We start from the raw sequence: 22,934 nt of genomic DNA, 5'->3' as shown, positions 1-22,934 counted from the left end.
GAAAGAGTGACCACCCATATATGGTCACCCTTTCTTCACTTGCTCTGGTAAAAATTTCAGCATCTTTTGATGAGACACTGGGAACGGGAAAGGTTCAATTTCTTCTGCATTCACTCTTCGTAAATCTTCTTTTTCCTCTTTTAAATCAATTAATTTTCCACTATATACATTGATATTCCAAATTAAATGGGAAAAAACATGTTCAATTCTTGTAATCATTTCGCCAACTTCCACTTTAGCCTGATAGTCTTCTAAAAGCTTTTCTTCAAGCTGTGTTTTCTCACTTCTCAACACTTGAACGATTTCCATATTAGGAAACTCCCATAGATTCGCCAGCAACCCTGTATTTGGTCGCTTATGAATCAATGTTCTTCCATTCTCATCTGTCAAGACGACTGCCGCAAGCTGTACCGTCTTTTGTTTCTTACTTTTTGTCTTTACAGGAAGCTCTGTTACTGTCCCTTCATCAAAGGCATGACAATGTTCCCTCACTGGACAAAGCAGACACGAAGGAGAAGTAGGTGTACAAATTAGGGCACCAAGTTCCATAAGTGCTTGATTAAAATAAGAAGGATTCTCATGCGAGATAAGAACACGTACTGCTTCTTCAAATGTTTTTCTTGTTTTCGGTTTGGCGATATCTTCCCAAATAGATAGGATTCTTGATAAAACTCTCATTACATTTCCATCTACTGCCGGCTCTGGCACTCCATATGCAATACTTAAAATCGCGCCAGCTGTGTAAGGGCCGACTCCCTTTAAGCCTGCAATTTCTTTAGGCGTGTTAGGAACTTTTCCTCCGTATTTTTCATGAACTTCCTTAACGGCAGCATGTAAATTTCTTGCTCTTGAATAATACCCCAATCCTTCCCAAGCTTTTAATACCTTCTCTTCTTCCGCTTTAGACAATGCCTCTATTGTTGGAAATTGAGAAACGAATCGATTAAAATATGGGATAACCGTATCGACCTTTGTTTGCTGGAGCATGATTTCAGATACCCATACTTTATAGGGATCTTGATCTTGTCTCCATGGAAGCTCTCTTTGTTCTTCCGTAAACCAATTTAATAAATCTTCTCTAAATTGCTCGACATTCACTTGATTTTTAATGATTTCTTGCCTTTCTGTCACTATAAACCTCCAGATGTTAATTATTAATTTTTTTGGGGAATAACATTAAATAGATTTCTTTTTATTCTTTTGGACATGGTATGCATCATAGGATGGAATGGGATAGAATGAAAGTATTACAAATTCAACTATCAAATTTAAAACTATCCTCGCCAATTTAATATCTAAATGAAGTATAAATAAGTAAATTTTCCTCATTTTAAATAGAAGAGCTATTTAAAAAAAATTACGCGATTGTCCGATTGTTTGTCAGCTATATTTATTATTTAATAACATTATCCGCATTTTTCGTTATGCGAATTTCTTTAACTGTTTGTAGTGTATCTTTTGTTGAGAAAAAAGAAAAGGATATTTTTATTGTAATTATGGTGTTTTCATCCAAATAATTCGGAGAGAAAAATCAGGGAGGTTTGGTATTTTGGATACAGGAACACATATCGTTATGGGGATTGCTCTTGGTGGGCTTGCTACACTAGACCCTGTTGTTGCTTCAAACCCTGCAACAACGACAAGTGTCATCATCGCAACAATCATCGGCTCACAAATACCAGATATCGATACAGTATTAAAATTAAGAAACAATGCTGTTTATATACGCAATCATCGTGGCGTAACCCACTCCATACCGGCAGTCATCCTATGGCCGCTAGTCATTCTTGCGGTTCTGTACCCAGTTTTTCCAGAGGTGAATCTATTCCATTTATGGCTGTGGACTTTTATAGCGGTCTTCCTGCATGTTTTTGTTGATATTTTCAACGCTTATGGAACACAGGCCCTACGTCCTTTTACAAATAAATGGGTTGCATTAGGGATTATTAATACATTTGATCCAATCATTTTCTCTCTGCATATTGTAGCTATCTTGTTTTGGGTATTTGGTGCAAATCCTGGATATACCTTTTTAACCCTTTTTATTGTGCTTATTGGCTATTATTTACTTCGCATCTTTACACAGCTGAAGGTAAAAAGAAGTGTTAAAAAGATGATTCCAGATGCAACGGAAATTATTTTATCGCCAACAATGAGATATAACCATTGGCGTATCGCGGTTATGACAGAGGAATACTTTTATGTTGGCCGCTCTCATCAGCACGAAATTGAAATTTACGATAAATTCCATCGCACTCCGGTTCCAAGTACACCGGTACTTGCAGCAGCACAAAAAGATAAGAACTTATCTGCTTTCTTATCCTTTTCTCCTGTATTCCGTTGGGAAATACAAGAACTGGAGGACCAATACCAAGTTCGGTTTATCGACTTACGCTATCGAAGTAATGGACATTATCCGTTTGTGGCTGTCGTTCATCTTGATTTAAACTTGAATATCATAACCTCTTACACAGGATGGATCTTTAGTGAAGATAAACTAAAGAAGAAACTCGATATCCTTACCAACTAGTATGAAAAATGAAGCTGGGATATAAGTATTCCAGCCGAAGATAAACCCGAACAATGATACGAAGATTGATGTAAAAAATAGTTCGTATCATTGTTTGGGTTTTTATTCATGTAAAAAAGAAGGTTTGTGATAATCACCTGCAGCCTGAATACACTTCGCTTTCCGTGGGGCTCGCGCTGGCCCACCGGAGTCTACGAGTATTCAGGCTGCTTCATTTTCCAATCTATTTCATTTTTTTCTTAGTAAAAGAATTAGGTTTTAGAAAATAGCCTTTAAAAATGAAGGGAAATGGAGCGGAAGACACTCGACTCCTGCGGGAGGAAGTAGAGGAAAGGCTGAGACCCCGCAGTGCATGTAAGGAGGGGGCTCAGCTTCCTCCCCGCGGAAAGCGAGTGTCTGTAGCGCAATGGAACAACATAGTTTCTATACTTAACTATATTAAGAAACATAAATAACGAGTATAGGGAAAGAACCATTTAAGTGCTAAATTAGAGCATGTTCGCCTTTACCTATTTTTTATTTTATTATGTCCTAGTCTCGCTTCTTCTTAATGTAATTTCTTTTTGTCATCTGTCAGGAATTCTTTATATTTTGGGTTTTCTGCCACAAATTCATGAAGCTTTCCACCATAGTTCTCAATCCACTGGCTGACTACTTTTTCTGTTACTTCTTCGCCTTGATATTTCCGACCCGCTTTGGCATAAGTAGCTTCAAAATCTTCCCATAATAATTCAACCCATGTCTGTGCTTGCCCTACTGAAATAAAAGAATTAAGCTCTAATAGCCGTTCGACTAATTTCTTTTGTGCTTCATGCATCGTTTCATTCCTTCTTTCTTTTTCTATTTTTACTTATAGATTGCTGGTGTATAACAAATACTATCCATAGTGATAAACAAAAATGAGTTTATTACTGTTTACTTAGTTAATTCTTGGAGGTATAACGATGGGAAATGTAGATAATCCAAATGATGTTAAGCTTGAAGGGGAACCGAGAGCGAAAGCGGAATACGCTTCTAAAAGAGCAAATGGCACAATCAATACACATCCTCAAGAGAGAATGCACGCTTCCTCTCATCGCAAACCTAAAAAATAAGAAAAACGTTTATTTCTGTAGGAAAGAGGGAGAGACCATTTCCGGTCCCTCCTCCTTACTCATTTTTTCTTTTTTAAAAGGGCGATAGGAATCCCTTCTTCTTGGCTGCCTTCCACCTTGCGTCTTCCCCAGGCAAACACACCATTCATATAATCGATTTGAAAAAGAACTCCAGGAGCTCCTTCTATTTCATATACTTCATTTGCTTTATATTCTTTCGGATCTAATAAATAGGATTTTGCAAGAACCGCTTTTCTTTCTAAAACGGCATATTCATTAACCATTCCAAGCTGTTCTGCCTTTTTTGCTTGATCATTTAAAGTGGATATTTCCATACGGAGCTCATGTTCTGTCATCATGCTATATCTTTTTGTCAGCATTTATATTCCCTCCACTACCAACTAGTTTAATAAAATTCTCTGGAATCGGCAAAAAATTAGATTTCCCTTTCTATTTCGTCTAAATACTGTTCGATAAGATCCATCGAGAATCCTTTACGGTATAAAAATTGCTTCATCTTTTGCGTAAATTCATATCCTGTATATTTAGCATATTTTCTTCTTGCCTTCTCGCCATGAATACGAACGGTTTCTAATTCATCTGTATCCATTTCAAGAATCTCCGGCATTCTTTTTACTTCTTGAATAATATCAGCTGTATAGCCCTTTCTCACTAGTGTCTGATCTAGCTTCTGCATTAATATCTTCTTTGAATCCTTGTTCTTTCCAGCTAAAAACTTTACAACAATCTTTTGGGCCGCCAGCACTTGATCCTCATAGGAAAGCTCCTCCATCGCACGATCAATTAATTCCATCCGAATTCCTTTTTCCTTCAGTTCTCTTTTAATTGCTTCTGGCCCTTTTGTTGTCGTATTGCGCTGGGTGCGCACATAAGAAAAAGCATAATCTTCATCATCGATAAATTTCATATCTGTTAATTTCGTCATCACTTCCGAAACTAATGAATCATTTTCCATTTTAGCAGAGAGATGTGTTCTTACTTCCATTTCCGTTCTTTTCACTTTAGCCAAATATCTAACTGCCGTATGATAGCCTTTTCTTATTTCATCCGTATACTGGATTTGATTTAATAAAAGAGAATCTAACTCCATCCCTTTTCGCAACTGGTATTTAACTAATACAGCCTCATCCACACTAAAGGCATAAACATCTTTGCCCTGCTTCATCGTAAATATATTGTAGCGGTCATTCAATTCCTTTTGCCTTGTAATTTTACTTATAATCATCCAATCACCACATCATTATCTATTTTTAACTTTTTCTTTCTCGCAACTTTTGTCCCACTCTAACTGTCCATAAAGGTCCGATTGGTTCAACTAGCCATCAATGGGGGCCAAAGAAAACCCCCACTGATGAAAGTTTCACTTTATCTAATTAGAATGTAGCATATTAAAAGGAGAATCGCAGTACTTTTGCCTTTAACAAAATTCGTTCACATTCTGAATCTATTTTATCTAACTAGGAAAGAATAAAGAACATACTCGAAATGGAAAGGAATGTTGTAAAGTGGAAGGAAAGAAAAAACAAAAACCGAAGCATACACTATCTAGCATGCAAGCAGTAACATATCAGAATGAATTTAAAATAGCTGATCGAGCTGCTAGTAGAAAAGATAATAAATAAGAAAAAGACATTTAAAAAGGAAGAGATTGGATAAGAACAATCTTCTTCCTCTTTTTTGTAAAACCCTTACATTTCTGTGGATAAACACATACGTTACCTGTTGATAATATGGATAAAGCTGTGGAATACTATATTTACAACCTTTTTGTTGTGAGTAAATACGTTAATAACCTAATAGTTTTTCCACAACGGTTATTTTCTGAAAATACAATAAAATAGGCCTTTCCACTTATATGGCTAAGACCTACTTCAAAAGGTAAAATAATAATATGATGGCTACTAATAACTTTCTTTTATATAGCTGCTTTATTCTTGATTCTGTCTTCTTCTAATAACTGAGCTCTATTATAGTAAAAAATATACTTTTGGAAATAATGATTTCTTTCTAACCCTCCCCTTGCTTTATTGGACTTCAATGAATACTTATTCGCAAGACGCATGCTTTGGTTGATTTTCATTTTTATTAATACAGATTTCATCATTATTCCCCCTTTTACTGATTCATAATAAAGAACAAGACGAGAAAATATATAGTCTAAGTATTTTTATGTTCTATTCACTAGTTCTTTATTGAGAACGATTTTATATAAATCCCCCTTTATATATTTAAATATAAACTTATCTGTTCGCTATGTCAATATTTTTTGTTTTTTATAAAGAACATTTTACGAAAGTGTTTACAAAATCTTTTTGTCGATAAACTGTTTTTTTTCATATGCAAGAATCGTTCAATGAATATCCATTCAAAAAAGTCGAATTCTTTTTATGCTAAGAATTCGACTTTTCTCTACAAACTATACTTAGGTGCTACAATTAGGAAAAAAACGCTCTTTCCTGTGAAATTTTTTCAGTAATATCTTTCAATATGACTTCCTTTTCTAAATAGCTTGATTTAATTCCAAAATGCGGCTCTATACGTTCTATAGCTTTATTGCCCATTATTAATACCTTTACCGCTCGATAAGGCATATTGATTCCTGCAAGACAGCTATAATGGAGTCCTCCCGACATCCTCGGATTAATCTCTAATAGTTTCGGCTTTCCATCCTTATATTTAACTTGAATATTATAGACAAATGGAATCTCCAAAGCCTCATTTATTTTTTCTGCTAATGTTATTAATTCTTGATTTTCTTCTAATTCCCTTACTCTTCCTTTGCCTTTTTTTCTTGGGATAGCTGCCATTAGTTCTCCATCATAGGCTAAACAATCAATACTATACTCTGTCCCATCCAAATATTCCAGCACCATTAAAGGAGGAAATACTGCTTGTTGTTTCAAAATAGTGTATGCATGTTCAAAGGTGATTTGATGGGAAACGCCTTTGTAAAATAACTCCTCAATGGTATCCAATTGATCTTTAATTAGTCGAAAACCGTTGCCGCCTTCCCCTATTACAGGCTTGAAGCATACTTTATGTCCCATCTCCTTTAAACGGTTATACGTAGTTTTAAATGCTTCTGCATTCGTTACAATGAAGTACTCTGGAATTGAAACATAGTTTTTCAAGAGAGAGTGATTTTCTATTAATCGATAGGTAGCTTCCTTATCATCGAGCATTTCCATTAACCGAGCATCTGGACAAACCAGTACCTTCACTCCCAACTCAGCAAATTGCTTAATGTGCTTGGAAATAAGAACATTTTCCTTACGAGGAACAAATATATCTATCGAATGTGTACGACAAAACGCTATGCAGAATTGAACATACTCTTCCCCATATGTATCAGGCTCCATAAATGCAGCATCACAGTAACTTAAATAGAGAGCATTTTCATTGGTAGATGTACCGTATACTTCAAATTCAATCCCATCTGAATTATACCGAATCATTTCAATAAAGTGTGCAACAGTTGTGAACCATTGATTAAACCAAATTCTTTTCTTCATTATCCTATCCTTTCAGCTATACTAATGATTTCCACTTTTTAGCTTCTTCCTGAATTTTTTAGTATGGATTGTCTTCTCTATTTTTATTCTTATTATTAAACAAGAAATTCGACAAGCACCGTCAAATTCCTGCATGCCCAAACATTGTTTGCTGAAAATTCAAATTTCATCACTTGTTTCAAGTTAGCAAATAAGGGAAAATAGAAAGAAATAATACTTTTATTTGTATAGACAGATGCTAATTTGTACCATTCTATTAGGCTCATGCTATAATTAATAAATAGTATTAATTTTGTAAAAATGTTAAAGGAGATCTGTTTATGACAAAATTCACTGGCTACATTGGCACATATACAAAGAAAACTAGTAAAGGTATTTATTCATTTGTATTAGATACAGATGCGAAAAAAATTACGGATGTTTCGCTTGTTGCTGAAATTGAAAACCCTACCTATTTAACGGTTACAAACGATAATAAGCACTTATTTGCAGTTGGTAAAGAAGGTTCTTTAGGTGGTGTTTCTGCTTATTCTATTCAATCAGATGGCAGCCTTTCACTTATTAACAGCGAATATTCAGAAGGGGCATCTCCTTGTCATGTAAGTGTGGATGCAGATAAAACAATCGTCCTTTCTGCAAACTATCATAAAGGAACGGCCGAATCCTACCCATTAAATACAGATGGATCGCTAAACAGTGTTGCCTCTATTATTGAACATTCTGGGACAGGGCCTAATACTGCTCGCCAAGAAAAACCCCATATGCATTTTGCTGGTTTCAGTCCTAATAATCAATATGCTGTATCTGTTGATTTAGGAACAGACCGAGTAGATACTTACAAGCTTGTTAACGGGATGCTAGAAGAAGTTAGCAGTTTATCCGTTAAACCTGGAAGCGGCCCACGACATATTGCCTTCCACCCTAATGGGAAATTTGCTTATGTCATGACAGAATTAAGCAATGAAGTCATTGCTTTATCTTTTAACTCCGAAACTGGAGCATTTGAGGAATTACAATACATCTCTACTTTACCAATTGATTTCACGGAAAATAGCCAAGGAAGTGCAATCCATCTTTCTTCAGACGGAAACTATGTTTATGCTGGTAACCGCGGGCATAATTCTATCGCTATCTTCCAAGTAAATAGCGAAACTGGTCAATTAACCTTTATCGACCGAACTTCTACAGAAGGAAACTGGCCAAGAGATTTTGTTTTAGATCCAACAGAACAATTCCTACTTGCATCAAATGAACAATCAGATACACTGACTTTATTTGAAAGAGATACGGTTACAGGAAAACTAACTTTATTGCAATCAGAAATCGAGGCACCAGAACCAGTTTGTGTAAAATTTTTAAATCATTAATATAGTCGTGAAAAAGGAGAAGGTCTCTTAATTAAAAGCCTTCTCCTTCTTTTCTTGCCTTAAGCTAAATAAGCTTCCTGCACTTGTTTATTTGTAATTAGTTCTTCTCCTGTTCCTTCTAACACAATCTCTCCTGTTTGAATAACATATCCCCTACTAGCAATTTGCAAGGCTTGGAATGCATTTTGTTCTACTAATAAAATAGTCATTCCTTGTTTGTTTAACTCTTTTATAATTTCAAAGATTTGCTCTACAATAATTGGCGCAAGTCCCATCGATGGTTCATCTAGCATCAGCACCTCTGGCTGCATCATGAGTGCTCGTCCAATCGCCAGCATTTGCTGCTCTCCTCCACTCATCGTTCCACCTTTTTGCTCCACTCTTTCTTTTAACCGCGGAAAATATTCAAATACTTTTTCCATTCTTGTTTCAATTAATTGTTTATCCTTTACTGCAAACGCACCAATCAGTAGATTTTCTCGCACGGAAAGCTTAGGAAAAATCCTTCTCCCCTCTGGTACTTGAGAAATACCTAAAACGGCTGTTTTATGTGCTGCTATATTGGCAATATCCTTTCCATTATAAAAAATACTGCCTTTTTTTATAGGAACCTGCCCACTTATCGATTTAAGAGTGGTCGATTTTCCCGCACCGTTACTTCCTATGAGCGTAACAATCTCTCCTTTATCGACATGTAAGCTAATTCCTTTTAATGCTTGAATTCCACCGTACCAAGCTTCTATTCCCGTTAATTCTAGTATCTTTTCCACACTGCTCCCCCCTTTAAGCAAGTGATACCGCTCCTTTTCCTAAATAGGCTTCAATTACTTTCGGATTGGAACGAATCTCTTCAGGACCACCTTCTGCAATTTTCTCTCCATGATCTAAGACGATAATATGATTGGAAATTTCCATTACTAGCTTCATATCATGCTCAATTAAAATAATCGTCAAATCATATTTTTTACACATATCTTGAATTAAGTTGGTTAAAAGATTTGTTTCCTTCGGATTCATACCAGCAGCAGGCTCATCTAATAATAAAACGCTAGGCTTTGTGGCTAAAGCACGAGCAATTTCTAATCTACGTTGCGCCCCGTATGATAAATTTCCAGCCGCTTCATTTAATAGATCAGCAAGCCCAACATATTCTAATATCCGATATGCCTCTTTCATTGCTTCTTCTTCTTCATGCTTAGCCTTTGGCAATTGAAGCAATGTGCCAATCAAGCCGCCTCTTATATGGTTATGCATTCCGACCATCACATTTTCCAATACCGTTATCTCACTGAAAAGGCGGATATTCTGAAAGGTTCTGGAAATCCCTTGCTTGGCTACTACATGAGGCTTAAACCCAGCAATTGATTTTCCATCGAGTAATATTTCTCCAGACGTTGGTTTATACACGCCTGTTATCATATTAAAAAAAGTCGTTTTTCCAGCCCCGTTCGGTCCAATTACCGCTGTAATAGAGTTCTTCTCAACAGTCATATCAATATTGGAATTTGCGACTAGTCCACCAAATGTTTTTGTTAACCCTTTCACTTCGAGTATATTCACTTGATGCCCCTCCTTAAGCAATTTAGTAGATTACTGTTTTTCTGCTATGCTCTCTTTTAATTTCTTGTCATTAAACTTCTTATTTTTAGCAGGTATCAATCCTTGAGGACGATATAAGGTCATAGTAATTAAAAGTGCACCGAAGATGAATCTTTGCATTTTTGCTGGAGATAAGGCATCAGGAATAGTGGTTACTTGGCTTAACCATCCAGTTAATTCAGTTAACACCTGTAAATTCAAAATCGTTACAACTGCCGCTCCCAAAATAACACCTGGTACGCTTCCCATTCCTCCTAAAATAACCATTACAAGAATAGTAGTAGATTCTAAGTAGGTGAAACTTGTTGGATCTACAAACATTTGCTTAGCCGCAAAAACGACTCCCATCATTCCTGAAAAAGAAGCTCCGATAGCAAATGCAGTTAATTTTGTTTTTACAAGTGGAATTCCCATAGCTTGCGCAGCAATCTCATTTTCTCTTACCGCTTTCCAAGATCGTCCTAATCTTGTATGTTCCATTCTCGTAACTGCATAAATAACGATGATAAACATAACTAGCACAATATAATAGAATTGGTTTGGCTGTGATAAAGTGATGCCAAATAGCTCTGGCTGTTGAATACTGGGAAGACCCATCGCTCCATTCGTAATATTGACTGGTTTATCTAAATTATTAAACACGATTCGGATTATTTCACCGAAACCTAATGTTACAATGGCCAAATAATCTCCTTTTACTCTTAATACTGGAATTCCTAATAAGACACCAAATAAGGCAGCTACAAATAACCCAATGATAATAAAAAACCAAAAACTGTTTCCTGACAAAGGGTATGTTCCAAAGGGCATGAAGTTATTTGCTTGTGCTGTCGCAAAAATACCATATGTATAGGCGCCAACAGCAAAGAAAGCAACAAACCCTAAATCAAGCAAACCAGCAAGACCAACAACGATATTCAGCCCTAAAGCCATACAGACATAAATCCCTACCATTGTTGCTACTTCCATATATGCTTGATAGGATGGCCCTTGACTTGCTGAAACTGGGAGAACAATCACTAAGATTAATAAAGCAATAATCCACTTCATCTTATTTCCCAGATTCATATAATAAAGGAGTAATAGCGATAATAGTAGGAGCAAAAAGGCAATGACTGATTTTTGCGAAAAGGCCAGTGCAGCAGTAGTCACCAAAACATATGCAAAGAAAAGAATGATTTGGGCGACCCTATTTGTTTGTATGGTTTTTATTATGTTAGCCATCTTTTACACCTACACTTTCTCTGCTACGGCTTTTCCAAATAAGCCTTCTGGTTTAAATATAAGAACGATAATCAATATGCCAAATGCAACAACATCTTTATATTCTGCTCCCATCACTCCACCCGTGATAACAGAAAGATTGGCTGCTGTAAACATCTCAATTAAGCCAATTAACATACCACCAAGCATGGCTCCACGAATATTACCGATACCGCCTAATACAGCTGCTGTAAATGCTTTAAGTCCAAGGATAAATCCTATATACGGATCAATTGTGCCATATTGGACGGCAAATAATACCCCAGTGGCACCACCTAAAGCAGATCCTACAAAGAAGGTTACAGAGATGACTTTGTTCACATTAATCGACATTAAAGATGCCGTATCTCTATCCTGAGCAACTGCTCTCATTGCCATGCCCCACTTCGTTTTATTAACGAAGAAATCTAATCCCACCATCAAAATAACGGCTACTATGATAACAACTAAAAACGAGCTTTTAAAACTTGCAGCATGAGAACCAAAAACGGATCCGATATTTATTTTGTTGGAAAATAGACTAGGCGAAGTTAAGATATAATTTCCTTTGAATAATTCCGTGATAAAACGAACGATGTCTTGTAATAAAAAGGAAATACCAATTGCAGAGATAAGCGCAATCAACTTAGGTGCTTTTCGAAGCGGACGATACGCCACTCTTTCTATTCCCATTCCTAAAAATCCTGTGATTAGACTAGTGATTAGAAGCATGATAATTAGCGAGACTACTGCAGGTAACATGGATGTCCATCCTAGACTTGTTAAAGTAATTAAGATAGCAGTCCCAATGAATGCTCCTGACATAAATATTTCACCATGAGCAAAGTTTATCAATTCTAATATTCCATAAACCATTGTGTACCCTAATGCAATAACGGCATATACAGCTCCTAATGTTAATCCATCAATTAAAACTTGCGGCAATGTTTGTAAGATTTCAGTTAGCATTCTCTTCCCCACACTTTTGATTTAATTGTGTTTAGTAGATAGATAGTAGTTATGCATTTCCAATTTACTCGAAGATTGTTATTTTAGGATTTTGAATGAGGTCCGTTGATTTCCACTATAGGCAATTGCTTTCCGCGGGGAGGAAGCTGAGCCACCTCGGCTTTGCCTGTGGGGTCTCTGCCTTTCCCCTTCTTCCCGCAGGAGTCAATGCCCTCCGTTCCAATCAACTCACTCCATTTATGCAAAAAACAACAAACTTTACAAAAGGAATCTGCTTTTTTACCGACTATTATCTATCTACTGTAAAAATAATTTATCTTTGATTTGGTAACCTACTTTAATATGGAAGGCTTTTAAAAAATAAAAAGGGTACGGGTTGATCCATACCCTTTTTATTTACTTGCTTATTGGCTGATTTCTCCATCTAATGTAGCTGGGTATTTGGCTTCGTCAAATTTGTAGATAAAGATTTTTGCGAATTTATTGTCGCCTTTCTCATCAAATCCAACTTCTGTCACTACCCCTTTGTAGTCTTGTGTTTCACGTACAGCTTTTGTTACATCTTCACGTGATGGTAATTTATTATCATTATCTTTGATTGCTTTTTCAATACCAGCTAGCAATACTGCTGCGGAATCGTATGCATATGCAGAATATGATTCTATACTTTTTCCAAAAGCTGCTTTATAATCTTCAGCGAATTTCGTTCCTTCTTCTGATAGCGTTGTGTCTCCGGCAACGGAAGTAAGGAAGGTATTTTTAACAGCATCTCCTGCAATTTCAACAAAAGTGGACGAGTCTAAACCATCGCCACCCATGAATGGGATATCTAGTCCTTTTTCACGAGCTTGTTTTACTAAAATTCCACCTTCTGCATAAAGACCACCGAAATAGATTAAGTCAGGTTTTTTAGAAGATACTTGGTTTAAAACACCGTTAAAGTCTTTTTCACCAACGGTAATTCCTTCATATCCAACAATTTCTGCTCCTAATTCTTCTGCCGCAGCTCTAAATGCATCTGCTAGACCTGAACCATACGCCGTTTTATCTTGGACAACGAAAATTTTCTTCGCTCCTAATGTCTCCACTGCATATTGTGCACCTGCAGGACCTTGGAAGTCATCGCGAGCAACAACACGGCTAACTGTTTTTAAACCGCGATCCGTATAATCTGTTGCCGTACTAGCAGGAGATACACTGACAAGATTATTTTTCTCATATACTTCAGATGCTGGGATAGAAACACCTGAATTTAAGTGTCCCACTACTCCTAGTACAGATTGATCTGCGACAACTAAATTTGCATTCGCTACCCCTTTTTTCGGATCGCCCTGATCATCTTGTGCATCTAATTTAATTTCAAATCCTAATTCAGCAAACTTATCCTTTTGTTGATCGATAGCTAATTGTGCTCCTAATTTAATTGCTTCACCTAGTGTTGCGCTACCTCCAGAAAGTGGTGATTGCGTGACAATTTTAATTACCTTTTTGTCCCCAGAACCGCCTTCATCAGAATTTGCATTTGAAGCACAGCCACTCATAAATCCTAGTGCTAATGTTGCTGTCATAGCTAAAGAAAGTGCTTTTTTGGATAACATCATATGCCCCCCTATAATTGTCTTTTTATCTATGAAGCTGCGGGATATTTTCCCAATTGCTCCTATTCCATGTATGGATTATAATCCTCTTCTAGACAAGTGTCTTTTATACTGTCAGAAAACCTGACAGTATATTTTCTAAAAAGTTAATATATTCTGACATTTTTCTTCGTACTTCGAAATGATTTGCAATAATAGCAACGTTTCTTCTATTTATTCGACATATTGTTGTGGTGGTAAGTTTATAAATGGTAAGAGGGATGAAGATATAGTTATAAGGTCGGCTGAGAGGAAAGATAATAAGTAGATTATGCAAAATGCGGGGGGTTTAAGTGGAGGAAGTCGCTTTGTAGGGATGGAAAGTGAATATTTTTGATGCTAAATTGACTGTTTTATAGTTTTATTAGCGATATTCTAGTATTTATATTTAAGATTAAGGGAATCAGAGCTTAAAATTAATTGGTTATGATATGAATCTAGCTGATATCAGCCAATCTTGCATTGATATCAGCCAAACTCGGCACCTTATCAGCCAAACTCAGCACTTTATCAGCCAAACCGGCACTTTATCAGCCAAACCAGCACTTTATCAGCCAAGCCGGCACTTTATCAGCCAAACCAGCACTTTATCAGCCAAGCCGGCACTTTATCAGCCAAACCAACACCGATATCAGCCAAACCAACACCGATATCAGCCAATCCAACACCGATATCAGCCAATCCAACACCGATATCAGCCAATCCAACACCGATATCAGCCAATCCAACACCGATATCAGCCAAGCCAACACCAGGTCAACTTATCCCCAAGGCATGTCCGTACTAATAACACTTGCAAATGCTTTACTATGCTCTCTTCTATCTTTGCGGATTTTTACGCGTTGTTCCGCTGTATTATACAGCATGGTCTCTTCCTCAGATTGGGGTATCACTTTGGCAACTTGCTTTGGTTTGCCATTTTCATCTAAGGCAACAAAGGTTAAAAATGATGTGGCAGCGAGCTTTCTTTCGCCTGTTTTAAGATTCTCTGCTATAACCTTCACAAATACTTCCATTGATGATTTACCTGTATGAGTTACATATGATTCTAAACAGACCGAATCGGTTGGACGAATAGGAAATAGAAAATCAACGGAATCCGTTGATGCGGTAACTACATCGCTTCTTGAATGTCTTGAGGCAGAAATAGAAGCTACATCATCTATATAGCTCATCAACTTCCCACCAAATAAGGAATTATGGTTATTTGTATCAATTGGGAATATTCGGCTTGTTTTTACTACTAATGATTCCCTGCAGTATTTTTCTTCTTGAACCGTCATCTCCGAACAGCCCCCTTCTTTTTAAGCAAGTAATGGAAATTGTAATAAAAATATTGTAGAGGAACCGTCTGATTTTTGTAAAGATAAATTTCCTTGTTGCGCTTTTGCTAAGAGCAAGCTATATGGCAATCCTAAGCCAAGACCACGCTCGATATCTTTTTTGTTTTTTCCTCGATAGAACCGCTCAAAAATATAAGCTTGTTCTTCTTGTGCTATTCCATAGCCATTATCTTCTACTAAAATCATAATATTATGATTGTCATATGTTAAATGAATGGTTATTTTCCCGTCTTGCTTACCTTTGATTGCATGAAGCCCATTATTTAATAAATTCACGAGAATTTGCTGAAAACGAACACTATCAAGCATCGCATATACTGGTTTCTCTGGATTTACAAAAATAAGCTCCGTAGTAGTTAAAGCATCGGCATGAACAATTTCCCATTGATAGATTATTTCTTTTAAAGTAGCCTGCACATTCAGCTTTTCCTTATTCACTTTAATTGAACCCGCACTAAAGCTATTAAAATCTAGTAAATCCTCCACCATGCTTTGCAGTCGACCTGCTTCCTTTAAACTCATCGTTAAAAATTGTTTTTTCTTATTTTCAGGAATGACATTATCATTCACAGCTTGTATTAATGCACTAATAGAAGTTATTGGCGTTTTTAACTCATGGGTAACTCCTGCTAACAACTGTGTTCGCAAGCTCTCCAATGCATATAATCTCTTTGTCATTTCGTTAAAAGATAGAACCAATTGATAAAGCTCTTTTTCCTGCACATCTTCATTTAACGTAATATGATAGTTTCCATTCATTAGCTGTTGGGCAGCGTTCGCCACTTCTTCCACCGGCTTTGCCATCTTTTTAGACAAAGAGTAAATGACAAACCAGCCTAGAAGCGCTAAACTAAGAAGCAATAATCCTAGTAATTGATATTCCTCTTTATTTAAATGCTGAAGCTGATTATGCGGCTGAATAATATAGACAGAGCCTGTTTGAACCCCACCATTTATAATAGGAGCAATCACGATAGAAGCTTTTTGCTTATTCCATAAAGTCACCTTTTTTATGCTTAATTCACTCACTAAAGGTAATGCTTCAATTACCTGTTGTTTTGCAAGTGCATCTGGAGAAAAATTTTGATTCAGCGAGCGGATATTTCCTGTTGTATCTTTAAGAAAAACATCTAGCGGCTGTCCTTCATTAATAAATTTCTGTCTATCCTGCAAAAATGGAAGTCGAATATCCTTCAGCCTTCCTTCTTCCATTTCATTGGCGTGCTCTGCTATTTCCTGGGCAACTAATTTCGTTAATTCTAAGCGGTTTTCCAAAGCATTATGGCGAATCCATAGAATGGAGATAATGCCAATAATCAATAGGCCACCACACAATGTTAGTAAATATCTTTTCGTCCAATAATAAAGGAGAGGTGTTTTTTCCTTATTGTTTTTCTTGAATATAAAATTGATAGCCCAGTCCGCGTAACGTTTTAATTTCGCCATCTTTTGGATCCCACCCATTTAATAATTTCCTTATCCTTTTAATTGCTAAGTCAACCGCTCGATCACTCCCATCATAGTCACTTCCCCACACATGATCTAGAAGCTGATCCCTTGTAAAGGTTTGATTTGGATTGCTTGCTAGAAAAAGAAAGACAGAAAGATCTCGGGGAGTAAAGGGAACCTCAATACCATTTAGAAAAACTTGATGGGAGACATAATTTATTTTTAAATCTCCATAGTATTTCATACGCTCATCCTCTTGATAGGTAGGCGATCTTCTTAAAACAGCTTGGACACGTGCAATAACTTCCTCCCCTATAAACGGCTTTGTAATATAGTCATCGGCTCCATTTTCGAATCCTTTTAGCTTTTGCTCTGTATCTGATAAGGCCGTAAGCATAATAACAGGACATGCCGATTTCTTCCGAATAAACGAAAGAACACTCCAGCCGTCTACATATGGCATCATGATATCTAATAAAATAAGAGCAGGTGTTTCTTCCTCTAGCTTTTGTAAAGCCTCTTCTCCATTATAAGCGTAATCTACATCGTATCCCGCATTTTCTATATATGCTCCTAAAACCATCGAAATTGCCAGTTCATCTTCAACAATTAGAATTTTTTTCATCTTTATATCCATTCCTTTCGCTTCGCTCAAGGCACAAAACGTAATGAAACAAGTTTGCACTGAGCGTTATTTTGGCAAATCTATAGCCATAGGGATACCAATCAACTACAAATCACGCGGAGGTGAGTGGGCTGCTCCAGTTGTGGAGTGACCGCATTTTTATATGTGTAGATTGCCTTTCCAAGCACAAATAAGTGTGACTTCGAGCACGCAGACTTATCTTTGTATAAACATTACTCGTTTATCGCTGGGCAATCAGTCAATGTTGTCTATCCCTATAAATCTTATAAAGGAGTTTTCCCTATGGCTTTAAAAATTGTTTATCCCATTTGTTGTGGAATTGATGTCCACAAATCCTTTGTTGTGGCTTGTATTGCCTCCACTTACAAAGGAGTAACCACTTACAAACGCCATCGCTTTTCAACCTATACAAAAGGATTGCTTGAGCTGTCACAATGGCTTTGTGAAAATGATTGTCAGGATGTTTGTATGGAATCTACCGGGAAATACTGGATTCCTGTGTTCAATGTACTAGAAGATTCCTGTAACATCACCTTGGCGCATCCTAAGTATGTCAAGGCAATCCGCGGTAAAAAAACCGATAAAAAAGATGCTAAATGGATTGCTGATTTATTTAAACATGATCTTGTAGCCGGAAGCTTTATGCCTCCACTTGAGATTAGGCAGCTTCGTGACCTTATGCGTTATCGCTTCAAGCTGACTAACTTTATGTCGAGTGAGAAAAACCGTCTTCAAAACAGTTTAACTGTGTCTAATATTCAGCTTGGAAATATTGTTTCGGATACCTTCGGCAAAAGCTCCATGAACATTATTGAGAAGCTACTAAAGGATCCATTAGACACCTCATTTGATTTAGAACCTTTAATTCATGGCTCCATGAAGCATAAACTTCCTGAACTCGAGCTCGCTATTGATGGATACATTACATCTGAACAGGCTGAAAAATTAAAGGTTATTAAACAACATTATGAAGACCTTGGAGCCCGTAAAGCAGATCTTGAAAAAATTATTCTTTCACTTGCCGCGTCCTACCATGATGAAATCAACTTAATCTTAACTGTTCCGTCTTTTAAAAACATTTTTTCCGCCATTGCCGTGGTTTCCGAAATAGGTGTTGATATGGACGTGTTTCCGACAGCTAAGCATTTATGCTCCTGGGCAGGACTTACACCCACAAATAACGAGAGTGCCGGCAAGAAAAAGTCAGTAAGAATTTCAAGAGCTGGATGTTACATAAAACCACTTTTGGTGCAATGTGCAACCGCAGTGGTTAAAAGTGAAAAACATCCCGAAATTCGAAACCGTTACCTACGGCTAAGAAAACGCCGTGGTCACAAACGAGCAATTATTGCGATTGCACGAATGCTTTTAACAGCTATCTACAATATTCTCAAAAAGAAAGAAGCCTATAACGCTGAATTATATTTAAAATCGGATGTTCTTCCAGTAAACCGTGAAATCACGGTAGAACAAGCGATTTTATTAGCTAAAAACCATGGTTATCATGTGTTAGAAGCATCTTGATTTTGTCGTATAAATTTTAAAAAAATCATCCAATGATGGTTTATTTGTCATGCATTCTTTTTGAGATAGTGATTTCAATAATTATTTCAGACTTTTTCCTCATGCTTTATTTTTTACTAATGAAATCAATTATACCGATAATTGTCAGGATAAAAAATAGATCAGCCTTTATCTGCTGACAGATAGCTGATCTATTCCTCTTATTGATATCTTAAAGCTTCCAGTGGACTTAAATTAGATGCCTTGTTAGCTGGGAAAATTCCAAAGATAATACCAATTAATACAGAGAAACTAACGGAACCGCCAACAACCCACCATGTAATTTGGGAAGTCATATCTAATGTTGTGGACAATATTTCCGCACTTCCTATGCCAATAGCAGCCCCTAAAATTCCACCTAATGCACTAAGTACAATTGCTTCAATTAAAAATTGGAGCATAATATCTTTTTTTCTAGCACCAATTGCTTTTCTAATGCCAATTTCTCTTGTTCTTTCTGTAACCGAAACGAGCATTATATTCATAATTCCGATTCCACCAACGATTAAGGAAATACTTGCAATGCCTGCTAATAATAAAGTCATTGTGTTCGAAACAGAATCTAGTGCCTCTGTCACAGAAGATTGATTTCGTACAGAATATGAAGTTTCATCCCCATCAAACTGATTGTATAGCATCTGCTTCATTTTTGCCATTCCCATTTCCACTGAATCCTCATCTGTCATAAGGACAGTTGCTGAGGTTACATAAGTTTGACCAATAAAACGTTGGGCTGTTGTAAATGGGATAAGGACGGAATCATCGACAGATCCAGTTAATTCTTCTCCTTTTTCGGCGAGTACCCCGATTACTTTAAACGTTGTTCCATCAATTTGAACGGTTTTATCGACTGGAGTTGTGAATCCGAATAATTCTGTTGCTACATTATAGCCTAGCACGACTACTTTATTGCGATTATCCAAGTCAATGTCCATTACATTTCTTCCGGACTGTAAAGTAATATCCTGTACCTCTTCATAAGAAGTAGTAACGCCTGTAACAGTAACTCCAGAGCTTGATGTCGTTCCATTTTTGAGCGTACTAGAAGTCGTCACTGTTGGCGAAACTGCCTTTACTTCGTCATATTCCGCAAATGCCATCAGCTCATCATAATCGACAACCTCTTCCTCACTCGAGTTCCCCGAAAGGTTTACAGAAACAGTAGTTGTTCCTAACCCAGCAATTTCATCTGAAACGGAATTAGATGCTCCCATTCCTAATGAAGTTAATGCAATGACCGCTGCTACACCAATGATGATACCAAGCATGGTAAGCACCGCTCTTAATTTGTTCATCGTAATATTTTTAAAGGCTATCTTGATTGCTTGTCCTAATTTCAAGAGACAACTACCTCCTTTGTCTCCGCTAATCGACCATCCTGAATGCGAATGATGCGCTTAGCCTGTTTAGCGATTTCTAAATCATGGGTTATCAATATAATCGTATGTCCTTGACTATTTAGGTCTTTCATCAAATTCATCACTTCTATCCCTGTTTTACTGTCTAAAGCTCCAGTCGGCTCATCGGCAAGCAGGATTGGAGGATTGCCAGCAAGAGCACGAGCAATCGCTACGCGCTGTTGCTGTCCACCAGATAATTCTGTTGGCTTATGCTCCGCTCTCTCTAATAACCCTACTTTTTTCAAAGCTTGTAAAGCAATTTCCTTTCTTTCCTTACTTCCGATCCCTCTATAAACCAAGGGTAATTCCACATTTTCAAAGGCAGACTGCTTAGTTAGAAGGTTAAAGGATTGAAAAATAAAACCTATTTTATGATTTCTAACTTCTGCTAATTGCTTACTTTTTAAAGAAAATACATTTTGCCCATCCAAATAATATTCTCCAGAGTCAGGTGTATCTAAGCAACCGATCATATTCATTAACGTCGATTTACCAGATCCTGATGGACCAATAATGGCAATAAAATCACCTTTATTGACGGTAAAGCTTACATTATCCAATGCCGTAACCGTTTCTCCTCCAAGAGTATATTCCTTTTTCACATTCTTTATTTCTACAATTGCATGTTGTTCTATCATTCATTTCTACCTCCAAATCCACCGGAAGGCATTCCGCCACCTTGGCCTCCTCCTGGCATCTGGCCTCTTCCTTCACCACTTGGCATTTGTCCTCCACCAGGGAACATACCTTGCGTCTCACTATCACTCGATGATTCAAATGTTGGAAGTACTACTGTTGTACCTTCCTCTAAACCACTTTTAATTTCTGCAACTTCTGTATTTTGCAATCCTACTTCAACGGTTTGTTTTGTAGATGCTGTTTCTGTTGTGCCTTCTTCATTCGCTGCTGTTCCAGTTGCCACTAAAACATAATATTGATCATCTTCCTTCTGTACTGCTTCGACTGGAACGGTCACAACGTCCTCAGCTTTATCAGTTGTGATAGTGGCTTCAGCTGTCATGCCAACCAATAATCCGCTAGGCTTGCTTATTTTGACTGTTACTGCATACTTAGCAACACTATTACTATCACTGTTCGCTTCTTTTGCAACACTTGTAACTTTGCCAGTAAATTCTTTATCTTCAAGTGCACTAACTTTTATATTTGCAGCTTGTCCGACCTTTACTTTAGAAATATCAAGTTCATCTACGTTCACTACCATTTCTAAATTATCATAATCAGTAACAGTCACGACTTCTGTTCCCATTGATACATTTCCATCTTCCTCTACATTTAGAGCAGTGATTTCACCAGAAAAAGATGCTACGATTGGGTCCAGCGTATCATCCTCGAACGTTACTAGCTCATCGCCTTCTTCCACCTCATCGCCAACCTCGACTAATACTTCATCTACCGTTGCATTTCCTTCAGAAGTAAAGGTTTCTTTATTAATGGTTGCAATGCTTCCAGTACCACTTACTTCAATTTCTACATCCCCAGTTTCAGCAGTCGCTGTTTGCGTTCTAACCTGCGCTCTTACTTCCGGTTGATTATCATTTGTAAAATAATAATAAGATCCGATTCCTGTTCCTATTACTAAAACTGATACTCCACTAATAATCCACTTCTTTAAACTTTTCTTCATCTTTTGCTTCAACCTCTTTCTATTCTATTTATATGAATTAACTTATTCGCATGATTGTCTTGCTGCTTACAAGTAATAGAATAAAAAAGGAATGTGTCAGGAAGAAGTCAGCGGAAAAGTTTTTTATTTTTTTGTTTGACTTTAGATATCTATAGCGATTCTCTGTTGCAAATTCCTTTCATTAAAATATGATAGTCCCAAGTATACTCAAACAGCGGGATAAAATTCCATTGACGAACATAGGCTAACTATTATATGATTATTCACTGTGTGAAAGTTATGTCTAACGTGGTTCGAGACCATCCCACGTAAAAAAACTAAGGGAGAGAAAACAATGAAAACAAAAACACTTGCTGTGAATGGCTTGGTGGCTGCATTGTATATTGCCTTTACTGTTGCGATTGCCCCTATTGCCTTTGGCAGCATCCAATACCGTATTTCGGAATTATTTAATCATCTTGTTGTATTTAACAAAAAATATATTTATGGAATTGTAGTTGGCGTGTTTCTAGCAAACTTATTCCTTTCCACCATTAAGCTATATGATTTAACTTTTGGTGTTGCTCATTCGATTATTTGTTTGTTAATTACAATTGGAATAAGCAAGTTTGTTAAAAGTCATCTTCTGTTGATGATGATCAATACACTTGTGTTTACTTTTAATATGTTTATTATTGCGTATCAATTACATCTTGCACTTGGATTCCCATTCTTCATTACTTGGGCAACAACTGCGATTGGTGAATTTGTCGTTATGGCCATCGGGATACCTATTATGCATTACTTAAATAAGCGGATTCCTTTTGCAAAGTTAATAGATTAAATAAAGGTATTAAAAAAGGGCTGACATTTTCTAACGGGTTCGGTTTTGAAGTAGAAAATTCCAATTAGAACCCCATTTAGCATTAATTTTAGTA

At 36.8% G+C, this 22,934-nt stretch carries 24 protein-coding genes and 1 riboswitch; of the genes, 6 read left to right on the top strand and 18 right to left on the bottom strand.

All coding sequences use genetic code 11. The features are described from left to right. Window positions 1–24: 24 nt before the first annotated feature. Window positions 25–1,131 carry an A/G-specific adenine glycosylase gene (gene mutY / locus NKG37_RS11240; RefSeq protein WP_169187979.1) on the bottom strand — a complete coding sequence of 369 codons (1,107 nt, stop codon included), beginning with the start codon at window positions 1,129–1,131 and terminating at the stop codon, window positions 25–27. Window positions 1,132–1,549: 418 nt separating this feature from the next. On the opposite strand from mutY, the gene NKG37_RS11235 reads away from it, so the two are divergent. Further along, window positions 1,550–2,530 carry a metal-dependent hydrolase gene (locus NKG37_RS11235; RefSeq protein ID WP_254416222.1) on the top strand — a complete coding sequence of 327 codons (981 nt, stop codon included), beginning with the start codon at window positions 1,550–1,552 and terminating at the stop codon, window positions 2,528–2,530. A 547-nt stretch (window positions 2,531–3,077) separates the two neighbouring features. Here the strand turns inward: NKG37_RS11235 and NKG37_RS11230 are convergent. Next, the gene (locus NKG37_RS11230; protein ID WP_016202763.1) at window positions 3,078–3,347 is read right to left on the bottom strand and encodes a YfhJ family protein; all 270 of its coding nucleotides are present in this window, start codon (window positions 3,345–3,347) and stop codon (window positions 3,078–3,080) included. Window positions 3,348–3,474: 127 nt separating this feature from the next. Between NKG37_RS11230 and NKG37_RS11225 the strand changes: the two genes are divergently transcribed. Next, window positions 3,475–3,624 (top strand): small, acid-soluble spore protein K, encoded by a 150-nt coding sequence (locus NKG37_RS11225; RefSeq protein WP_016202762.1) that lies wholly within the window; start codon window positions 3,475–3,477, stop codon window positions 3,622–3,624. A gap of 59 nt (window positions 3,625–3,683) precedes the next feature. On the opposite strand, the gene NKG37_RS11220 is transcribed toward NKG37_RS11225, so the two are convergent. Then, window positions 3,684–4,004, bottom strand: a complete 321-nt coding sequence (locus tag NKG37_RS11220; RefSeq protein ID WP_016202761.1) for a YfhH family protein — start codon at window positions 4,002–4,004, stop codon at window positions 3,684–3,686. A gap of 56 nt (window positions 4,005–4,060) precedes the next feature. Further along, window positions 4,061–4,870, bottom strand: a complete 810-nt coding sequence (gene recX, locus NKG37_RS11215; protein ID WP_169187978.1) for a recombination regulator RecX — start codon at window positions 4,868–4,870, stop codon at window positions 4,061–4,063. Window positions 4,871–5,150: 280 nt separating this feature from the next. Between recX and NKG37_RS11210 the strand changes: the two genes are divergently transcribed. After that, window positions 5,151–5,267 (top strand): YfhE family protein, encoded by a 117-nt coding sequence (locus tag NKG37_RS11210; RefSeq protein WP_084668702.1) that lies wholly within the window; start codon window positions 5,151–5,153, stop codon window positions 5,265–5,267. 293 nt (window positions 5,268–5,560) lie between these two features. On the opposite strand, the gene NKG37_RS11205 is transcribed toward NKG37_RS11210, so the two are convergent. Continuing rightward, window positions 5,561–5,746, bottom strand: coding sequence for a hypothetical protein (locus NKG37_RS11205; protein WP_016202759.1), 186 nt, complete (start codon window positions 5,744–5,746; stop codon window positions 5,561–5,563). A 334-nt stretch (window positions 5,747–6,080) separates the two neighbouring features. Continuing rightward, on the bottom strand, window positions 6,081–7,157 hold the full coding sequence (locus NKG37_RS11200; protein ID WP_224427595.1) for an ATP-grasp domain-containing protein: 1,077 nt from the start codon (window positions 7,155–7,157) through the stop codon (window positions 6,081–6,083). Between the two features lie 320 nt (window positions 7,158–7,477). Here NKG37_RS11200 and NKG37_RS11195 point away from each other — a divergent pair, with 320 nt between their 5' ends. After that, the gene (locus NKG37_RS11195; RefSeq protein WP_169187975.1) at window positions 7,478–8,524 is read left to right on the top strand and encodes a lactonase family protein; all 1,047 of its coding nucleotides are present in this window, start codon (window positions 7,478–7,480) and stop codon (window positions 8,522–8,524) included. Window positions 8,525–8,583: 59 nt separating this feature from the next. Here NKG37_RS11195 and NKG37_RS11190 read toward each other — a convergent pair whose 3' ends face one another. From NKG37_RS11190 to NKG37_RS11150, 9 genes are all read right to left on the bottom strand, one after another. Next, window positions 8,584–9,285, bottom strand: coding sequence for an ABC transporter ATP-binding protein (locus tag NKG37_RS11190; RefSeq protein WP_101730542.1), 702 nt, complete (start codon window positions 9,283–9,285; stop codon window positions 8,584–8,586). 22 nt (window positions 9,286–9,307) lie between these two features. Beyond that, the gene (locus NKG37_RS11185) at window positions 9,308–10,084 is read right to left on the bottom strand and encodes an ABC transporter ATP-binding protein (RefSeq protein ID WP_016202755.1); all 777 of its coding nucleotides are present in this window, start codon (window positions 10,082–10,084) and stop codon (window positions 9,308–9,310) included. A gap of 30 nt (window positions 10,085–10,114) precedes the next feature. Further along, window positions 10,115–11,347 (bottom strand): branched-chain amino acid ABC transporter permease, encoded by a 1,233-nt coding sequence (locus NKG37_RS11180; protein ID WP_101729597.1) that lies wholly within the window; start codon window positions 11,345–11,347, stop codon window positions 10,115–10,117. A gap of 9 nt (window positions 11,348–11,356) precedes the next feature. After that, complete coding sequence (locus NKG37_RS11175) at window positions 11,357–12,334, bottom strand: branched-chain amino acid ABC transporter permease (protein WP_016202753.1); 978 nt, start codon at window positions 12,332–12,334, stop codon at window positions 11,357–11,359. Between the two features lie 404 nt (window positions 12,335–12,738). Next, window positions 12,739–13,932, bottom strand: a complete 1,194-nt coding sequence (locus NKG37_RS11170) for a branched-chain amino acid ABC transporter substrate-binding protein (RefSeq protein ID WP_212120070.1) — start codon at window positions 13,930–13,932, stop codon at window positions 12,739–12,741. Between the two features lie 609 nt (window positions 13,933–14,541). After that, entirely contained in the window at window positions 14,542–14,715 is a 174-nt protein-coding gene (locus NKG37_RS11165) for a hypothetical protein (RefSeq protein WP_254416221.1), read from the bottom strand. 17 nt (window positions 14,716–14,732) lie between these two features. Further along, window positions 14,733–15,254 carry an acyl-CoA thioesterase gene (locus tag NKG37_RS11160; RefSeq protein ID WP_016202750.1) on the bottom strand — a complete coding sequence of 174 codons (522 nt, stop codon included), beginning with the start codon at window positions 15,252–15,254 and terminating at the stop codon, window positions 14,733–14,735. A 21-nt stretch (window positions 15,255–15,275) separates the two neighbouring features. Next, complete coding sequence (locus NKG37_RS11155) at window positions 15,276–16,760, bottom strand: HAMP domain-containing sensor histidine kinase (RefSeq protein ID WP_169187973.1); 1,485 nt, start codon at window positions 16,758–16,760, stop codon at window positions 15,276–15,278. Then, the gene (locus NKG37_RS11150; RefSeq protein WP_169187972.1) at window positions 16,699–17,388 is read right to left on the bottom strand and encodes a response regulator transcription factor; all 690 of its coding nucleotides are present in this window, start codon (window positions 17,386–17,388) and stop codon (window positions 16,699–16,701) included. The genes NKG37_RS11155 and NKG37_RS11150 overlap by 62 nt, the downstream gene beginning before the upstream one ends. A 303-nt stretch (window positions 17,389–17,691) precedes the next feature. Between NKG37_RS11150 and NKG37_RS11145 the strand changes: the two genes are divergently transcribed. Continuing rightward, window positions 17,692–18,933: an IS110 family RNA-guided transposase gene (locus NKG37_RS11145; RefSeq protein WP_254415919.1), complete on the top strand. Its 1,242-nt coding sequence runs from the start codon at window positions 17,692–17,694 to the stop codon at window positions 18,931–18,933. Window positions 18,934–19,133: 200 nt separating this feature from the next. Here NKG37_RS11145 and NKG37_RS11140 read toward each other — a convergent pair whose 3' ends face one another. Genes NKG37_RS11140 through NKG37_RS11130 form a run of 3 tightly spaced genes read right to left on the bottom strand, consistent with a single transcriptional unit; the run spans window position 19,134 to window position 22,017 of the window. Beyond that, on the bottom strand, window positions 19,134–20,312 hold the full coding sequence (locus tag NKG37_RS11140; protein WP_254416220.1) for an ABC transporter permease: 1,179 nt from the start codon (window positions 20,310–20,312) through the stop codon (window positions 19,134–19,136). Then, window positions 20,309–21,010: an ABC transporter ATP-binding protein gene (locus tag NKG37_RS11135; protein ID WP_016202746.1), complete on the bottom strand. Its 702-nt coding sequence runs from the start codon at window positions 21,008–21,010 to the stop codon at window positions 20,309–20,311. The genes NKG37_RS11140 and NKG37_RS11135 overlap by 4 nt, the downstream gene beginning before the upstream one ends. Next, window positions 21,007–22,017 (bottom strand): efflux RND transporter periplasmic adaptor subunit, encoded by a 1,011-nt coding sequence (locus NKG37_RS11130; RefSeq protein ID WP_169187971.1) that lies wholly within the window; start codon window positions 22,015–22,017, stop codon window positions 21,007–21,009. The genes NKG37_RS11135 and NKG37_RS11130 overlap by 4 nt, the downstream gene beginning before the upstream one ends. A 282-nt stretch (window positions 22,018–22,299) precedes the next feature. Next, window positions 22,300–22,344, top strand: a riboswitch (PreQ1 riboswitch). A 7-nt stretch (window positions 22,345–22,351) separates the two neighbouring features. Here NKG37_RS11130 and NKG37_RS11125 point away from each other — a divergent pair. After that, a complete protein-coding gene (locus tag NKG37_RS11125) occupies window positions 22,352–22,840 on the top strand; it encodes a QueT transporter family protein (RefSeq protein ID WP_169187970.1) in 489 nt (162 codons plus the stop codon). Window positions 22,841–22,934: the final 94 nt, after the last annotated feature.

It is taken from the genome of Niallia sp. RD1, from assembly GCF_024219955.1.
In the GTDB taxonomy this organism is placed as follows: Bacteria; Bacillota; Bacilli; order Bacillales; family Cytobacillaceae; genus Niallia; species Niallia alba.
Note: the sequence above shows the minus strand (reverse complement) of the source record. Positions and strands in the feature narration are given on the sequence as shown.

What these genes read in the sequence shown, in the direction of transcription:
- NKG37_RS11170 (WP_212120070.1), bottom strand. Translation starts at nt 13,932, where the DNA reads ATGTTATCCAAAAAAGCACTTTCTTTAGCTATGACAGCAACATTAGCA.
- NKG37_RS11145 (WP_254415919.1), top strand. Translation starts at nt 17,692, where the DNA reads ATGGCTTTAAAAATTGTTTATCCCATTTGTTGTGGAATTGATGTCCAC.
- NKG37_RS11195 (WP_169187975.1), top strand. Translation starts at nt 7,478, where the DNA reads ATGACAAAATTCACTGGCTACATTGGCACATATACAAAGAAAACTAGT.
- NKG37_RS11230 (WP_016202763.1), bottom strand. Translation starts at nt 3,347, where the DNA reads ATGCATGAAGCACAAAAGAAATTAGTCGAACGGCTATTAGAGCTTAAT.
- NKG37_RS11130 (WP_169187971.1), bottom strand. Translation starts at nt 22,017, where the DNA reads ATGAAGAAAAGTTTAAAGAAGTGGATTATTAGTGGAGTATCAGTTTTA.
- NKG37_RS11175 (WP_016202753.1), bottom strand. Translation starts at nt 12,334, where the DNA reads ATGCTAACTGAAATCTTACAAACATTGCCGCAAGTTTTAATTGATGGA.
- recX (WP_169187978.1), bottom strand. Translation starts at nt 4,870, where the DNA reads ATGATTATAAGTAAAATTACAAGGCAAAAGGAATTGAATGACCGCTAC.
- NKG37_RS11180 (WP_101729597.1), bottom strand. Translation starts at nt 11,347, where the DNA reads ATGGCTAACATAATAAAAACCATACAAACAAATAGGGTCGCCCAAATC.
- NKG37_RS11160 (WP_016202750.1), bottom strand. Translation starts at nt 15,254, where the DNA reads ATGACGGTTCAAGAAGAAAAATACTGCAGGGAATCATTAGTAGTAAAA.
- NKG37_RS11225 (WP_016202762.1), top strand. Translation starts at nt 3,475, where the DNA reads ATGGGAAATGTAGATAATCCAAATGATGTTAAGCTTGAAGGGGAACCG.
- NKG37_RS11200 (WP_224427595.1), bottom strand. Translation starts at nt 7,157, where the DNA reads ATGAAGAAAAGAATTTGGTTTAATCAATGGTTCACAACTGTTGCACAC.
- NKG37_RS11220 (WP_016202761.1), bottom strand. Translation starts at nt 4,004, where the DNA reads ATGCTGACAAAAAGATATAGCATGATGACAGAACATGAGCTCCGTATG.
- NKG37_RS11135 (WP_016202746.1), bottom strand. Translation starts at nt 21,010, where the DNA reads ATGATAGAACAACATGCAATTGTAGAAATAAAGAATGTGAAAAAGGAA.
- NKG37_RS11125 (WP_169187970.1), top strand. Translation starts at nt 22,352, where the DNA reads ATGAAAACAAAAACACTTGCTGTGAATGGCTTGGTGGCTGCATTGTAT.
- NKG37_RS11150 (WP_169187972.1), bottom strand. Translation starts at nt 17,388, where the DNA reads ATGAAAAAAATTCTAATTGTTGAAGATGAACTGGCAATTTCGATGGTT.
- NKG37_RS11205 (WP_016202759.1), bottom strand. Translation starts at nt 5,746, where the DNA reads ATGAAATCTGTATTAATAAAAATGAAAATCAACCAAAGCATGCGTCTT.
- NKG37_RS11155 (WP_169187973.1), bottom strand. Translation starts at nt 16,760, where the DNA reads ATGGCGAAATTAAAACGTTACGCGGACTGGGCTATCAATTTTATATTC.